Annotated in this window: 12 protein-coding genes; 6 read left to right on the top strand and 6 right to left on the bottom strand. The window is 35.3% G+C overall.

The annotated features are described in order from the left end of the window. Positions 1–353 precede the first annotated feature (353 nt). The 3 genes from QO200_RS03300 to QO200_RS03290 all read right to left on the bottom strand — a co-directional run bounded on the left by QO200_RS03300 (position 354) and on the right by QO200_RS03290 (position 4122). A complete protein-coding gene (locus QO200_RS03300; RefSeq protein WP_371536320.1) occupies positions 354–2693 on the bottom strand; it encodes a patatin-like phospholipase family protein in 2340 nt (779 codons plus the stop codon). A 337-nt stretch (positions 2694–3030) separates the two neighbouring features. After that, entirely contained in the window at positions 3031–3501 is a 471-nt protein-coding gene (locus QO200_RS03295; RefSeq protein WP_371536317.1) for an OsmC family protein, read from the bottom strand. A gap of 51 nt (positions 3502–3552) precedes the next feature. Continuing rightward, the gene (locus tag QO200_RS03290) at positions 3553–4122 is read right to left on the bottom strand and encodes a redoxin domain-containing protein (RefSeq protein ID WP_371536315.1); all 570 of its coding nucleotides are present in this window, start codon (positions 4120–4122) and stop codon (positions 3553–3555) included. Positions 4123–4431: 309 nt separating this feature from the next. On the opposite strand from QO200_RS03290, the gene QO200_RS03285 reads away from it, so the two are divergent. Further along, the gene (locus tag QO200_RS03285; RefSeq protein WP_371536313.1) at positions 4432–5289 is read left to right on the top strand and encodes a DMT family transporter; all 858 of its coding nucleotides are present in this window, start codon (positions 4432–4434) and stop codon (positions 5287–5289) included. Between the two features lie 76 nt (positions 5290–5365). Here the strand turns inward: QO200_RS03285 and QO200_RS03280 are convergent, their stop codons facing one another. Next, positions 5366–6133 carry an XRE family transcriptional regulator gene (locus QO200_RS03280; RefSeq protein WP_371536311.1) on the bottom strand — a complete coding sequence of 256 codons (768 nt, stop codon included), beginning with the start codon at positions 6131–6133 and terminating at the stop codon, positions 5366–5368. A gap of 134 nt (positions 6134–6267) precedes the next feature. Here QO200_RS03280 and dinB point away from each other — a divergent pair, with 134 nt between their 5' ends. Together dinB and QO200_RS03270 are read left to right on the top strand one after the other, a co-directional pair. Continuing rightward, entirely contained in the window at positions 6268–7425 is a 1158-nt protein-coding gene (gene dinB, locus QO200_RS03275; protein ID WP_371536309.1) for a DNA polymerase IV, read from the top strand. Beyond that, positions 7425–10472 carry a DNA polymerase III subunit alpha gene (locus tag QO200_RS03270; RefSeq protein WP_371536306.1) on the top strand — a complete coding sequence of 1016 codons (3048 nt, stop codon included), beginning with the start codon at positions 7425–7427 and terminating at the stop codon, positions 10470–10472. The genes dinB and QO200_RS03270 overlap by 1 nt, the downstream gene beginning before the upstream one ends. Positions 10473–10909: 437 nt before the next feature. On the opposite strand, the gene QO200_RS03265 is transcribed toward QO200_RS03270, so the two are convergent. Then, positions 10910–12487, bottom strand: coding sequence for a GMC oxidoreductase (locus tag QO200_RS03265; RefSeq protein ID WP_371536303.1), 1578 nt, complete (start codon positions 12485–12487; stop codon positions 10910–10912). 215 nt (positions 12488–12702) lie between these two features. Between QO200_RS03265 and QO200_RS03260 the strand changes: the two genes are divergently transcribed. The 3 genes from QO200_RS03260 to QO200_RS03250 all read left to right on the top strand — a co-directional run bounded on the left by QO200_RS03260 (position 12703) and on the right by QO200_RS03250 (position 14263). After that, complete coding sequence (locus QO200_RS03260) at positions 12703–12990, top strand: hypothetical protein (RefSeq protein ID WP_371536300.1); 288 nt, start codon at positions 12703–12705, stop codon at positions 12988–12990. Between the two features lie 87 nt (positions 12991–13077). Beyond that, complete coding sequence (locus tag QO200_RS03255; RefSeq protein WP_371536297.1) at positions 13078–13665, top strand: hypothetical protein; 588 nt, start codon at positions 13078–13080, stop codon at positions 13663–13665. Positions 13666–13702: 37 nt separating this feature from the next. Continuing rightward, the gene (locus QO200_RS03250; protein WP_371536294.1) at positions 13703–14263 is read left to right on the top strand and encodes a DUF1003 domain-containing protein; all 561 of its coding nucleotides are present in this window, start codon (positions 13703–13705) and stop codon (positions 14261–14263) included. A gap of 57 nt (positions 14264–14320) precedes the next feature. Here QO200_RS03250 and QO200_RS03245 read toward each other — a convergent pair whose 3' ends face one another. Then, positions 14321–16204, bottom strand: coding sequence for a M1 family metallopeptidase (locus tag QO200_RS03245; protein WP_371536291.1), 1884 nt, complete (start codon positions 16202–16204; stop codon positions 14321–14323). Positions 16205–16383: the final 179 nt, after the last annotated feature.

Genomic DNA, 16383 nt, shown 5'->3' with positions numbered 1-16383 from the left:
TTAATATTACTTTTAGTATTAATCTCTAAATTATATAACGCTATTCTTAAAAATATACTCTTTCGCTTTACGATTTATATCTTCTTAAGTACTGACATCAATCTAGTTATCCAGCTATCAATTTCTGATTTATTAGAATACAAACGTTTTCCAGTTTTAAAATGCGGGATCGATTTCCCATGTACTAAAAATATAAATTGTTGCAACAACTAAGCTAAAGTACATTATCACTTTGAAGTATTTATTAAATCATTATAATTGCTTGCCGAGGCCCAATTCAACTTTTCTAGAGCTATTTCAATTCAATGTCGTTATTCACAAATATATACTAACTAAAGCTTCTTATAAAAAAATTAATTTGAACGATTTAATTGAAAACCTACACCAAAAAACAAACGTATTTTATTGACATCATTGACCCAGGAAATATCAAAATTTACAGGTCCTAAAATCGAATTGTAACCCAAAGTTACTCCTGATGAAAGTAAATAACTCTCCTCATTAAGATCTTGCCACTTTCCTTTAGCACTACCTACATTACTGATATATTCGTTGAAACTGTTAAATCCTAATACTGCAAAATCAACATGAGGAATGACATACAATTTTGTTTTAAAATTATACTGTAGTCCAAGGTTAAACTTCATAAATTGAGTAACCGAAAGCTCGGATTCATTAAGACCGGGTAAAATGAAATTATCGCTTCTGGGTGCTAGTTGGTTGCCACCAAGAAAATATTTTGCTCCGAGGCCAAAGTCAAAGAAAGATACGTCTTTATCCTTTTTATGATCCACTACGATAAAATTTGCAGAACCTCCAAATATAGCAGTGGCAGTGCTAGAAATAGACATGCGTTTTTCATAGTTAACTCCAAATTTAGTATAATTACTAGTAGAACCATCTTCAAGTGGTAAATTAGAATCCGAAAATTTAACCTCTATATCATTATATAAAGACCGACCAATATTAGCTATAAATAAAACTCCTTCTGTAGCATAAGAAGATTTGTTTAAAGTATTGTATATATAATGCGCATTCAACTGAACGACATTGAACGAATACGATTTAAGCTTGAAAAAGTTGTCTTCTAATTCTGGATCTACTTTGGGTTTTAAATGTGTATTTTGATAGTTCAAACCAAAACCAACGTAACTCGTCATGGATGTAATATTCCTATTAACTTGATTTTCAAACTCAAAAAAACGGAAACGGATGTCATCTACTTTTTCGCCACCAATGTAAACCTGCTGTGTTATACGTTGTCCTAAAGCCTCAGTACGCCACCACCAATCTCTATCACTTCCGAAATTTTTCTGGTGTTGTATTCTAAAGCGTGGTTGTTCTGCAATATCAAGAGTTAATAAAGAACGAGAGGCTGCACCTATAATATTTCTACCAGTATAATTCACTAATATACCTACACCATGGTAATCATCATAGTGTAGCGATCCTTTTACTTGATGTTTTGAACGCTCAAAACCGTTTAATTGCAGCCCTAATTTATCCTCATCAACTAAAGGCTCAAACGTTATCTGACTAAAAATTGTAGTTCCCATCGCTCTACTCACACCATCAACAATATCTTGTCTCTTATATTCTTTATTGGTTTGAATATTAGTTCTTGCTTTAACAAGAGCTAAATTAGTCTTACTTATGTCATTGTAAATAATAGTGTCTAATACAATTTTATCTTCTACGTGCGGCAATTGCACGCTACGCTGATTGTATTTTTTTAAGCGAATAGATAAAGCTACTAGCGCGTCAAGCTTATCAGCTACGGCTAACTTTCCTTCTTCATAAATTAGTTGACTTTTTTGAAAATCACTTGTGGTATAAGTCAGATGCTCTGTGTGATCTACAAGAATATCACATAATGCGCGGTTAGCCGGGTTTTTGATGTTACTACTTAACATTCCGGCCTGAAATAGCAAAAATGAAATATTTTCTAATTTGTCTTTGTCCATCATACCGTTACCCACGTCACTTCCTATTATTATTTCGGCTCCCATTTCCTTTGCAATATCAACTGGAAAATTGTTGAGCACGCCCCCATCGATTAATAGCGTTTCATTATAAGGAACTGCCGAAAAAACACCTGGAATTGACATACTTGCGCGCATTGCAAAAGCTAACGAACCACTTTTTAAAACCACTTCTTTTCCTTTAACAATATCTGTCGCCATTGCCCTAAACGGAATTTGGAGTTTATCAAAATCAGTGATGTCGTAACTTGGAAATGTTAACATCGAAATGAATTGTCGTAAATTTTGGTCGTTTAGTATAAACTTTCCTAACTTAATTTTACCTTTTACCCAATCTTGTTCGATTAAGTAGCGATTAAATTCTGTTTTCTCTTCAACACTCACATTTTTAAGAGATACACGTCCACCAATAAGTCTCTGCCATGAGATATTTTTTGTTAAAGTAGCAATACTATCTCCAGAATAACCCATGGCATATAATCCACCCACCACGCTTCCCATACTATTTCCTACTACTAAATCTGGAACGATTCCTAGTGAGTCTAGTTTTTGTAGTAAAGGAATATGCGCTAAACCTTTGGCACCGCCACCACTCAAAACCAAAGCTACTTTTGGTTTTCTATCTTGCGCTAAGCCTTTAGATGAAAAAGCGATAAAAGAAAATAATACAAAATAACGGATATATTTTATTGAGAATAAACTAATTTGCATAAGGTGTATTGCTTATAAATAAAAAAAGTCAGAGTAATGAAATTCAATGCGCATTTTTATTACGGTAATTCATTTTGGTAAAGAAAACAAATTAAAAATTAAATAGCACAAAAACTAAAAATTTACATCATCGAAACAAACAATATTATTTCATTTTTTGTAGAAGTAGTGATAAATACCATCCCTTTTTCTATTATATACAAGTAATCCTTTTCCCTACATTAACAATTTGTTAATAACATTATGTCTATTATAGCTGGGGTTCGATTGACAATGATCCCATTCACGCCACAAAAATAATTATAACCATTTGATTATTAGTCTTTTTTTTTACAATCTACACTACTTCACAACTAGAAAAATGCACAATGGGGAAATTGCAAGAATTAGCAATAAAGCAAAGTTCGTTTGCTTTTTTATGTAAACTTACTGCTTCGGTAACTTGTTCTTTATTTCGAATGATAACCTGAGGAAACAAGCGCACTTCAATAAATCGACCTGAACCATTCTCTGAAACCTCAAGCGTTGCCTCAGCCGCATCGGTATAAGACACCACTTCGATTCCGTTTTGAGCACAAACATATAAATACGACATCATATGGCAGGAAACGACGCTGCTTAGCAGCATATCTTCAGGATTATACAACGCAGGATCTCCTTTGAATGCTTTGGCAGCAGAAACATTTAAAATCGGTTTCCCTTCGATTGTTATGCTATGGCTTTTACTGTAAATTTTAGAAGTTGAAACCTCCTGATTTTCATTGGAAAACCAATTCAATTTTGCTTTAAATAGATGCTTGAATCCCATTGCCTTATTTTTATTTCAAAAGTAATAAAAACGGAGCGTTTTGTCTCCTTATTAGTTTTTTAGTAAATCATCTAATTTTAATCTGAACGCATCACTGTTCCAATCTGCAGGGCCTATTTTTGCTATTATCACATTCTTATGCTGATCAATTACATAAGTTGCGGGTATCGTTTCAGACTCCATATCTATAGGTGGATTAGAAACCGATTGAAATATAGGTAGCTGTAAATTTTCTTTAAGCAAAAAGGCATTCGCTTTTTCGAATGAATCAGTAGTCACAAATAAAAAGACTACTTTGTCCTGATAATCGGCATATAGTTTGTCCATACTTGGCATTTCGGCAATACAAGGCGGACACCATGTGGCCCAAAAATTAACGAAAATAATTTTTCCTTTATATTCTTCTAAGGAAACTGTATTTCCATTGCTATCGAGCAATTGCCATTGGTAAGTTGAAAGCTTTTTTTGTTCGCTTACTTCTATCGTTTTTGGAGAAAAGGACAGTAAACGACTAGCTTGTATTTTTAAAAAAGTCCCTAATGGACTAAACAAAAGCAAGCCTAAAAAGACAATAAAAGCAATATTTTGAAGCGTTGATTTTTTAGGTGTTTTAAAGCGCATTTTTTATTTTTTAATAAAGTTTAATGAAAGATTCCTTCAGAATATTTTTGGATTTGTTAAGAGCAATAGTATACCTAAAATTTTAGATTCAATAAAAATCATCAATGCCGTACCTATATTCAAAGCCGCAAATAACTTCTGTTTTATAGACTATCAATTAGCATGCTAATTTAGACTTTCTATTGTTTTTTTGTCGGTGATATATTTTACATAGTATCGTTCTCTTTTACTATTTAATCATTTATTACAAAGCCAACTGACACTATCATAAATTATGTATTTTTGCTTAGCAAATATCTGAAAAATAAAGTGAAAAATAAACTACTCAACATACCTCCAATACCAGCCGTACTTTTTGCAATAATAAGTGTTCAGTCTGGTGCCGCAATTGCAAAAAGTCTTTTTCCTGCTATTGGTGCAGCTGGAACCGCTTCCCTGAGAATTGGTATTTCAGCGATTATACTCTTCGCAGTTTACAGACCCAATTTATTCAAGATTACCCCTAAGCAATGGAAAGTTGTAATTCCCTATGGTTTGTGCCTAGGAGCTATGAATTTAATTTTTTACATGTCAATAGAAAGAATTCCCATTGGACTGGCAGTCACACTAGAATTTATAGGTCCTTTACTGGTGGCTGTTTTTGGTTCAAAACGTTTCATTGATTATTTATGGGTACTTCTGGCGGCAGCAGGAATTGTTTTGATTGCTCCATGGACAAATAACGGAATAAACGTTTTAGGTGTTTTATTGGCTTTACTGGCAGGAGCCTTTTGGGCTTTTTATATCGTTTTGGGAGGAAAAGTTTCAAAAGTAATGAAAGGCGGAGAGGCCGTTGCGACTGGAATGCTCTTTGCTTCGCTATTGATTGTCCCTTTTGGAATTATGGGAAACGGACTCAGTAATATCACACCTACATTTCTCTCTTTAGGAGTAGCGCTTGCCCTTCTATCCAGTGCTATTCCTTTTACATTAGAAATGAAAGCACTTGGCCAACTTCCTGCCCGTACATTTAGTATTCTAATGAGTTTAGAACCGGCAGCAGCTTCTATTTGCGCGCTGATATTCTTACAGGAATACCTTGCTCTTAACGAGGTAGTAGCTGTTGTATTTGTAGTAATCGCTTCCGTTGGATCCACACTTACGACCAAATCCCAAGCTAATGTATAGCTCCAAAAAAGAAATTTTTTTATTTATTTTTTTAAAATTGACATAAGCCAAGGCATCATTCTGGCGGTTCTGTTCTTTAATTAATTTTATTTCCCACTTCTCGAATTTCTTTCCGCAGTTCCCTAAACATATCCTTTAAACTCTCCGCACTCAAATCATCGGGTATAAATTCATTAGTAGCAATACTGCAGGCATACTGCCAAATTTCCAGAATCTCCGAAGCTTTAATCTCATAAGGCAAATAAATCGTATTGTCAGAATGCAGCATCAGTGCATTTTTTCCGTTTTTGTTCAATCGCTTGTACACTATTCCCTGACTTTTAGTGATTACGATATACGTTTTTCCGTCCATTACATCACCCAATCGTTCTACATATTGACCTACAATAAACGAACCTTTCTTATGTGGCGGCATGGAATCTCCATCTACAGGAAAGGCCCGGAATTTTCCGTTCCGTAAAAAAGGAAGCGAAATATGCTGCAGGCTTTCTATAAACTCCGGATCTGCATAACCGCTAAGATATCCTGCCTGTGCTTTATGAGGAACGATTTCTATAATATTTTCCCCTTGCTGGTCAACGGTTATCGGCAACAATATCCTGTTGTCTCCCAGTTTCAACAAGTCTTCAATAGGTATTTTCTGCACGTCAACCGAGAGTAAAATATCAATACTGACATGAAAATAATACGATATTCTCTTCAAAATATCATACGGAGGTTCAGAGCTGCCGTCTTCATATTTAACATACCTTCCTCTTGTTATTAAAAGATTTTGAGCCAGTTTTTCCTGAGAAATACCTTTCTTAATTCTTAGCTGTCTGATGTTGTCGGAAAATAAAGACATAGTAATTTTGTTATAATTTGTAACAGCAAATATACTTTATTTTGTTATAATCTGTGCTAATTTTGTAAATCAAATTTGCTAGGGAAGTTTTAGAATGAAATGGATAGATGTACAATTTGAAAAATAAAATCAGTATGACAAGGTCAATAGTACACATGGATATGGACACTTTTTTTGTGTCCTGCGAAAGGTTAACCAATACAAAATTAAATGGTTTACCGCTAATCATTGGAGGTGGTGATAGAGGCGTGGTCGCTTCTTGTTCCTATGAAGCCCGAACGTTTGGTGTTCGCTCTGCGATGCCAATAAAAATGGCACTGCGTCTTTGTCCACAGGCAAAAGTAATGAAAGGCGATATGGAATTATACTCTAAATTATCCCATGATATTACCCAAGTTATCGAAGAGAAAGCGCCTATTGTAGAAAAAGCAAGCATCGATGAATTTTATCTGGATATTACGGGAATGGATCGGTTTCACGGCTGTTACCAATGGACTAACGAACTCGCACAGTCAATTACAAAAGAAACAGGATTACCACTAAGTTTTGCATTATCTGTTAACAAGACAGTTTCTAAAATTGGAACTGGAGAATCTAAACCAACAGGGAAATTAGAAATTCCGGAAACGATGGTGAAATCTTTTTTAAATCCGTTGTCCATCCAAAAAATTCCCATGGTAGGCGATGTTACTTTTCAATTGCTGTCGCGCATTGGTATTCGAACCATACAAACATTATCAGAAATGCCGGCAGAAGTACTCCAGCAAATGATTGGTAAAAATGGTATTGATATCTGGAAAAAAGCAAATGGTATTGACAACAATCCGGTGGAACCTTATACGGAAAGAAAATCCATTTCGACAGAACACACCTTTGGGCAGGATACTATCGACATTCAAAAATTAAAATCAATACTGGTAGGCATGGTGGAGAAACTGGCTTTTCAATTGCGTTCCGAGGAATGGCTTACCTCAACGGTAGTGATAAAAATACGCTATTCTAATTTTGATACCGAAACAAAGCAATGCCGAATCCCATACACTTCGGCTGATCATACTTTGACAAGGAGCGTCACCGAATTGTTCGACAAACTATACCAGCGTCGCATGCGGTTGCGGCTAATTGGTATTCGCTTTAGCGGATTGGTTCGCGGAACTTACCAAATCAATATGTTTGAAGATACGGAGGAAATGCTGTCGCTGTATCAGGCGATGGATCGAATGAAAAAACGCTACGGTTTTGATGCTGTGGCTCGTTGTGCCGGCGCCACTCTCAAAGTAAAAAACAAGTAATGTACCTCAACTGCCACTCTTATCACAGCTTGCGTTATGGCACTATTCCCTTAACCGAATTAGTGCAACTGGCCGCCGCATGCGGTGTAAAAGCCATGGCCTTAACAGATATCAACACCGTTACTGGTATTTATGATTTCATCAAAGAATGTAAAGCTGTTGCTATAAAACCAATCGTCGGAATTGAATTTAGGTACAATAACAAACTGCTTTATATTGGCTTAGCCAAAAATGCTCTAGGTCTTGCCGAAATGAACCGATTTCTGACGCAACATAATTTCGATAAAACGCCCCTACCCGCTCAAGCACCAGAATTTCTTAATGTAAGTATCATCTATCCAGTCGAGAATGCTCCTGACGTATTTAGGGATTTTGAATTTTTGGGTATGCGTCCAGAGCAGCTTCCCTTGCTATTTCATAATCAATGGAAAAGCAAACTGGAGAAAATGGTCATTTTGCAGCCAGTGAATTTCAGGACAAAGAGAGAATTTAATCTGCATAAAATACTTCGGGCAATTGATACCAATGTCATTTTGTCAAAACTTACCGAAGCCGATTATTGTAGAACATCTGAAACGATGATTCCATTAGAAGAACTGCTGGAGAAATTTAGCGATTACCCCCAAATTATTGAAAACACCGAAAGCATCATTACCGAATGTAATTTTGAATTCGAATTTAAAACACCCAAAAACAAAACACATTATACAGAAAGTGGAGAAAATGATATCCAACTCCTAACAAGCCTTGCAAACCAAGGGTTAATAAAGAAATACGGCAACAATAATCTTCCAGCACGTGCCAGAGTAGAGAAAGAATTAAAAGTCATCCATGAATTGAAATTTAGCGGTTATTTTTTAATCACCTGGGACATTATTAGATACAGCAACAGCATGGGATTCATGCATATTGGGCGAGGGAGTGGTGCAAACAGTATCGTGAGTTATTGTCTGGGCATTACAGACATTTGCCCGCTAGAACTGGACTTGTACTTTGAACGTTTTTTAAACCTGAATCGCAAAAGTCCGCCCGACTTTGATATTGATTGGAGCTGGAAAGAACGGGATATTATTCTCGAATACATTTTTAATCGCTACGGTCGAGATCATGTGGCTTTTTGTGGTACCAATGTAGAATTCAAATACCGCTCGATATTTCGGGAAGTGGGTAAAGTTTTTGGTTTACCCAAAGAAGAACTGGATGCACTGGCAAAAAATCCAATGCAGCTGCACGATACTAATTCGGTAGTTGCCCTAGTACAGAAATATGGCATGCTACTAGAAAAATATCCCAATCAACGCAGCATGCATTCTTGCGGAATCTTAATTTCGGAAGAACCTATTACAAATTATACGGTTTTAGAAATGCCTCCAAAAGGCTTTCCCATTGTTTTGTTTGACATGCACGTGGCCGAAGATATTGGTTTTGAAAAATTTGATATTTTAAGTCAACGCGGCATCGGTCATATTGATGACACGGTAAAATTGGTTAAGAAAAACCGCGGAATTGAAGTCAATATTCGAGATACGGCATTGTCAAAAAATGAAGCAAAGTGCAATGAATTTTTAAGCACCGGAAAAACCATTGGCTGTTTTTATATCGAAAGCCCTGCCATGCGTGGCTTATTGCGAAGACTAAAATGTGACAATTATAAAATATTGGTCGCTGCTTCCTCCATCATTCGTCCTGGTGTGGCACAAAGTGGTATGATGAAAGAGTACATTTTTAGACACAACCACCCCGATCAGTTCGAATATTTTCATGAAACATTCAAAGAACATCTGGGAGAAACCTATGGCGTTATGGTGTATCAGGAAGACGTTATCAAAATTGCACTGCACTTTGCAGGAGTCCCTGCTTCTGATGGGGATATTCTGCGTCGGGCGATGAGTGGCAAAGGACGCTCCATGGCAGCATTGCAGAAAGTAAAAGACAATTTTTTTGCTTGTTGTGCCCAAAAAGGACATCCTCTAGCACTCAGTCAAGAAATATACCGACAGATAGAATCCTTTGCGGGCTACTCTTTTTGCAAAGCCCACTCAGCCTCTTATGCGGTCGAAAGCTATCAAAGTTTGTACTTGAAAGTATATTACCCCGTAGAATTCATGGTGGCTGTAATCAATAACCAAGGCGGTTTTTACAGAACGGAAGTGTATGTGCATGAGGCCAAAATGTCCGGTGGTATCATTCATACTCCCTGTGTAAATAAAAGCGAATACGAAGCTACCGTTTATGGAATTGACGTCTATCTGGGTTTGATGCAACTTGAAGGGCTCGAATCTAAAACAGCGCATCGTATCGTTGCAGAACGCAATACGAACGGAGAATACCAATCACTCGAAGATTTCATCAATCGCATTCCGATAGGAATAGAAGGAATCCAAATATTAATTTTCATCGGTGCCTTCCGCTTTACAGCCAAGACAAAAAATCAATTGCTTGTAATCGCCAGATTGATACTAGTGAATTTCAAACCGGAAAACCGGAATTTAATGCTGCTTCAGGAGCCAGTCAAAGAATATACGCTTCCCGTATTAGAACGTTCTCCTTTTGAAGATGCCTTCGACGAGATAGAACTACTCAGTTTTCCAGTCTCCTGCTCCCCTTTCGACTTATTACAGACAAAATACCGCGGTGATGTATTGTCCAAAGATTTATTGCAGTATCATAAGAGAACCGTAAAAATGCTGGCGTATCTTATTTCTCGAAAACACGTGCCTACTAAAAGGGGAACTATGTATTTTGGAACCTGGATTGATGCCGAAGGAGAATTCTTTGACACAGCTCATTTTGCTGATAGTTTACAGAAATATCCTTTTCAGGGCGGAGGTTGCTATTTGTTATTGGGAACTGTCGAAGTGGATTACCACTTCCCCACTATTACCATCACCAAAATGGCAAAAATGCCGTTCATCCCCGATCCGCGTTATTCTAATTCTAAAGACAGACAGTACAAAGCGCATCAACAAATTAAAGAAGATGTGAGCATGACCCATCGAGCCCCTTATCCACAGGAAGTCAATCTGCCAAGGCATAAGATGTCTTAGAAACTTTTATGATGAAATTTTTAAAGTGGAATTTGTAATTAATCTAAATGATAAAACTTTAAAATCAAAAATTTCAAAACAAAATAAAGCACGCTTACAACCACTACAAAAGAAAGTAGGAAGCTAATCAGATTCACTACAATATTAGGAATAAACTTCAATCTGGGGTGCGTAAAATAAGGCTCACGATGTAGTCTTTCGTGGATGTTTTCTTTTACTATTTTGATTTTTTTCTTGATAACAATGTGTTTTTACGAGCTATGATTACCGTTATTAATCGACAGAACAATAATAACTTTACAGCTGGATACTATTTACAAAATCCTTTTTGATCCTACTAAATTAAACAATTAATTCAATATAAAGAGTAATTAGGAAACGGAAAGAACATGGCGTTTACATCTTCATTTTATCCTTTAATCGAATTCTCTGTTGTTTCAGACTGTTATTTCATTGGAAAATGGAACTTGAGCCATCGCTCTTTCGGCAATTGCTGTGATTGATAAGGAAGGGTTGACACCTGGGTTTGCTGATATCATAGCGCCGTCAATGACAAACATATTTTCATACCCAAAAACTTTGTTGTTTTTATCTATCACTCCTTTTGAACTGTCTTTTCCCATAACCGCACCTCCTAATACATGAGCGGTTGTTGGAATACCAGCAACGGCTTCTAAAACAAAAGAGGTGGCTTTTCCATTAATTATCTTGCTGTATTTATCAGTCAAATCTCTCGACTCTGGAATATCAGCAGTTGGTTTCACTCCTGAACTGACATTGGAAGACATTCCTCCAAAAAAGTTATTTTTAAATTTCAACGTGCTGTCTATCGATTGCATGAATAACAAAACGGTAGTGCTTTTTGACCAACTATTTCTAAAGTAAATCTTGAAATAACTCAAAGGATATCTTAGCAGTTGTTGTATCATATTTACAAAACGCGTTGCTGCATTTTTTCCGTGAGAAATAGGGAAATGAAGTAATTTCCAGAAACCAGATCCCTCAGCATAACGCACAATTTCTAAATGACTATTATCATCTGTATGCAATAAACTTCCTATCGCCACCCCTTTTGACAAATTTTTATTTTTATCCAAAGTAGAAACGCTAATCAAGGTTTCATTGTTTGTCCTAATGTCGTCTCCTAATTTATCTGACAATAATGGAAGGGACTTCATTTTAAGTTTAAGCAAGAGTTTTACGGTTCCCAATACACCGCCTGAGAAAATCACCCCTTTTGAAGTGAATTCCTTTTTCTTCTTAAAAAATTGAGTGCTGGATCGAACCGAAATTTTAAATCCTGTTGCTCCCTCCTTATTATCTAAAGGTTTTACATCATAAACTTCATTTTCGGCTAGAATTGTAGCTCCTAGGTTTTGAGCTAAATAAAGATAATTTTTGTCTAAAGTGTTTTTTGCATTGTGCCTGCAACCTGTCATGCAGCCTCCGCAAAAAGTACATCCTGCTCGATCTGGACCTTTGCCTTCAAAATAGGGGTCTTTCACTTTTTGTCCTTCCTTGCCAAAGAAAACAGCCACATCTGGATGTTCAAATTGATCTTCGCGTCCCAATTCTTTTGCCAATTCTTTTAAAGCAATATCACCATCAAATAATTTAGGGTTTTTAGAAGCACCTAGCATTTTAAGCGCTTGTTGGTAGAAAGGTTTAAGTTCTATTTCCCAATCCTCGAGCTCACTCCAACTTCCTGTCTTATAAAAATTAGTTTTGGGAATGGGCAAAGTATTGGCGTAGACCAAAGAACCACCACCAACTCCTGTACCAGATATAATCACAACATGCCTGAAAATACTCATTTTCATGATGCCAAAGAAACGCAAATAAGGCATCCACAACCATTTCCTTAGATTCCAATTGGTCTTGGCAAAATCATTTGCTTTGTACCATTTTCCTTTTTCAATTACTAATACTTTATACCCTTTCTCTGAAAGTCGTAAAGCACTTACTGAACCGCCAAAACCGCTTCCTATAATTATATAATCAAAATCGTATTGCATATTTTTTGCTACTGTTTTAAACGGATTTTTTTATTTTCTTTTTTGGCTCGGTCTTTATGTAATTTAGAGAATAGATTTCTGCTAAAACCCCTAACTTTTTCATAGTAATTCATTTTTCATAACTACTTCATATAAAAACTGATAATTGTAATAAAAAGACCTGCTGGCTATAAAAATAAAGCTTTTCGTATAATAAAAAAACTTACATTTATAAAATGCTAAAAAAATTACTTAGTTTCCTGTTTTTAATAGCCCCGCTACTAAGTAATGCACAAGAATATGTGGATCTCTTAAACATAAGCTATTCTAAATCAGGAGATACTTCTTTTGAAAATAGTGCTAAAAACACTACTATTTCTATTTTTGACTCTAAAGTAACTTTGCCAATTGTTTTAAATGAAAAAACGGCTATTATCACTGGATTTGATTTTAACATTAAAAAACTACAATTATTTCCTTATTCTAATTACAGTGAACTATACTATACCCCCGCCTTAAATTAGGCTTTACTACTCAGCATTCTGATCGTTGGACAGGAACGTATATCTTACTTCCCATACTCGCTTCTGATTATAAAAACATAGGCTTAGATGATATTTATGGGGGGAATTGCGGTATGGACGTATAAAAAGCGCAAAAACTTTAATTATAAATTTGGACTATATACAGGAAATGAAGCCTTTGGTTTTTATATTACTCCCTTACTAGGCATTTATTACATCAGCCCTGATTCTCGTTTTGAAATTAGTGCTTTACTGCCGGGACTTTTTGATATGAATTTTGGTGTTTCCAGTAAAACGAGACTGGGAATCGACTACAAAGGAAACTCTGAAACATTCAAAATTAAAAATGACAACGCGCTAACAGCTTATTCAGAAAACAACTCCTTAGAGTTTTCATCCTACGTCCAAAATAATTCATTGGACAAAAACCTTCTTTTACGTTTAAAAATTGGGCATTCCACAAACAGTTATGATCTATACGCCGTTAACGATAAAATTGATTTATCAATTACTCCTTTTAAGTTTGGAAACCACAGAACTAAATTAAACTCTGAATTAGATTACAGTCCTTTTTTAAAGGTCGAAGCGATTTATCGATTTCCTATTTCCAAGAAACAATGCAGAAAATCTTTTTCTATAATAAATAATCAGAATTCTTTTTATAATCTTGTTTAGAATTATGAAGCATGTAAAAATTTAAAGCTTAATTAAAATGAACAAAGACTCAAAAACACTACTGAATTCAGAAGCAGCACAATTAGCAAAACTTCAAAAAATCGTGCAACAAACTATAGAAGACGAGAAGCTGATAATTAATAATTTGCTAAATCCACCAGAAGATGTACTTACCAAAGGTCAAAAAATATCTGACAAAGTAGCCCGTTTTGGTGGAAGCTGGGCATTTATCATCTCTTTTTTTGTTATTTTATTTGTGTGGATATTACTAAACACCATTACTCCCATAAGAGATAATTTTGATCCCTATCCTTTTATATTAATGAACTTAATATTGTCCTGTATTGCTGCGCTTCAAGCTCCTGTAATTATGATGAGCCAAAATAGAGTAGAAGAAAAAGACAGGAAACGCAGCGAGAATGACTATTTAATCAATTTGAAATCGGAATTAGCCATTAGAGCTTTACATGAAAAAGTCGATCTATTAATTGAAGAACAAATCAAAGTTTTATTTGACAGTCAAGCAAAACAATTAAACATATTGAAATCGATTGAAAAAAAATTAAATATTAGTAAACCAACAAGTTTAGAACCATAATTCTGTATTTGAAAGTTCATTTTAATAATAGCTTATATTACTTTAAATTGGGAGCTACTATTTAGAAATCCAAGTATTATCCTTTGGTGTGGCATCCATAAAAAGTCCGCCATCTAGTGTTACCGACTTAATTTTTCTAGTTCCTTTAAAACTAATTGTTGCCATTTTTTGGTTGGCTTCCCAAACCGCAGGCGTTTCATGAACTACTTCTTTAGTTCCATCTGTATAGATAATATTTACATCAAATGGAATCGCAAAACCGCCTTCGTTTTTTATCGAAATTGTTTGTGTTTTGGTATTCGAATTCACATTTGCAACAGCGATATCAATATAATTATTAGTGAAAAACCAGTTGTTAAAGAACCAATTTAAATTTTTACCTGAAGTCGAATTTATCGAGTTGAAATAATCCCAAGGAATTGGGTGTTTACCATTCCAATCTTCCATATAGGTATGTAATGTTTTTTTGAATAAATCATCCCCTAATAAGTCTTTTAAAGCTAAATAAGAAAGAGATGCTTTCCCATATGAATTATTACCATAACCCGCTCCTGACAGTTGAGTTGACATCGAAATTATAGGCTGATCTTCTTCGGCTGATTTATCATTTATATAGCGATTTACTCTAAATTGCTTGTAAAATTTATCAGCAGCTTCTTTTCCGTGCTCTGAAATTCCAATAAGGTACTCTAAGGTCGTTGCCCAACCTTCATCCATAAAAGCATAACGGCTTTCATTAATTCCCATATAAAAAGGGAAATAGGTATGTGCGATTTCGTGATCTTGTACTAACTGCGCAAAAACAGCATCTCCTGTCTGAGAATCGTTTACCATCATTGGGTATTCCATATCAGCAAATCCCTGAAAAGCAGTCATTTTAGAATAAGGATAAGGAATCCCTGGCCAGTTGTTAGAAAACCAAGCCAAAGCATAATTATTGTTTTTAACCGAGTTAATAAAATCAGTACCTTTTACATCATAAGCTGCTTGCGTACTTACACGACGATTGGTCTTATTGTCTACGATGACGCTTCCTGAATCCCATAAATAATGATTACTCAAACCAAAACATACATCTGAAATGTCATTCGCTTCAAATTTCCAAGTATTCCAATCGTTTTGCAAAGTAACTTTACCTTCTTTCATTTCTTGCTCATTTGCAATATGAATAACGGCATCAGAGGTATAGGATTTTTTCAATCTACTTGAAAACTCAGCTTGCAAAACTTCATCAGGATTTAGTAAATCTCCCGTCGCATAAACCACATAATTTTTAGGTGCTTTTATCGAAAAACTATAATCATTAAAGTCATTGTAGAATTCCTGACGATCCGTGTGTGGCAATTTATCCCAGCCATTATAATCATCATAAACCGAAACTCTAGGGTAACTATATGCTACAAAAAATGTAGTTTCATCAATTTGTCCTTCACGACCACTTTCCTTAGACAAAGGATAATTCCAGTCGATATCTAAAGTAGTTTTGCTATTAGGTGCCAATGCTTTTTTTAGTTTAACGGTACCAACAGTTCCCCATTTTTTAGCATTTTCATTATAAACTTCGCCATCTATTTTAAAAGAGGTAATTGTTAATCCTGCTGATAAAAAGTCAGGACTTACTTCGCCTCCTCTTGGTGAGGTAGGTTTATGGAGATTGTTTACAAAACGAATAACTATCGTTTTTAAAGTATCGTTGCTATTATTTTCATAAACAATACTTTCAGTTCCACTTACCATTTTTGTAGTTGGATCAACACTAATTTCCATAGTATATTTTCCGTGGTTTTGCCAATACTTTTTTCCTGGCTTTCCGTCTTTGGAACGACTAGCATTTGAATAAGCCTCTTTTATATTTCGTGGAGTATAGAGCTCTTGAGCAAAACTATTTTGTGCAAAAAATGAAGCTACAAACAGTACTAATAAAAATGATTTTTCTCTCATGATTAATTTTTTAGAAATAAACAAATACTAATGTACTATTAGTAGCAATCAACCCTATTTTGTAACACTAATTACCTGAAAATAAAAAACAGCCTAAAAATCTATAGAGCGTAACTCCATAAAAATACCTAATCTTAGAAAATTAGGCGGTAACTCAGTTAATTAATCTGAAATCCTGA

Origin of the sequence: Flavobacterium sp. Arc3 (genome assembly GCF_041431375.1) — a bacterium.
GTDB lineage: Bacteria > Bacteroidota > Bacteroidia > Flavobacteriales > Flavobacteriaceae > Flavobacterium.
Note: the sequence above shows the minus strand (reverse complement) of the source record. Positions and strands in the feature narration are given on the sequence as shown.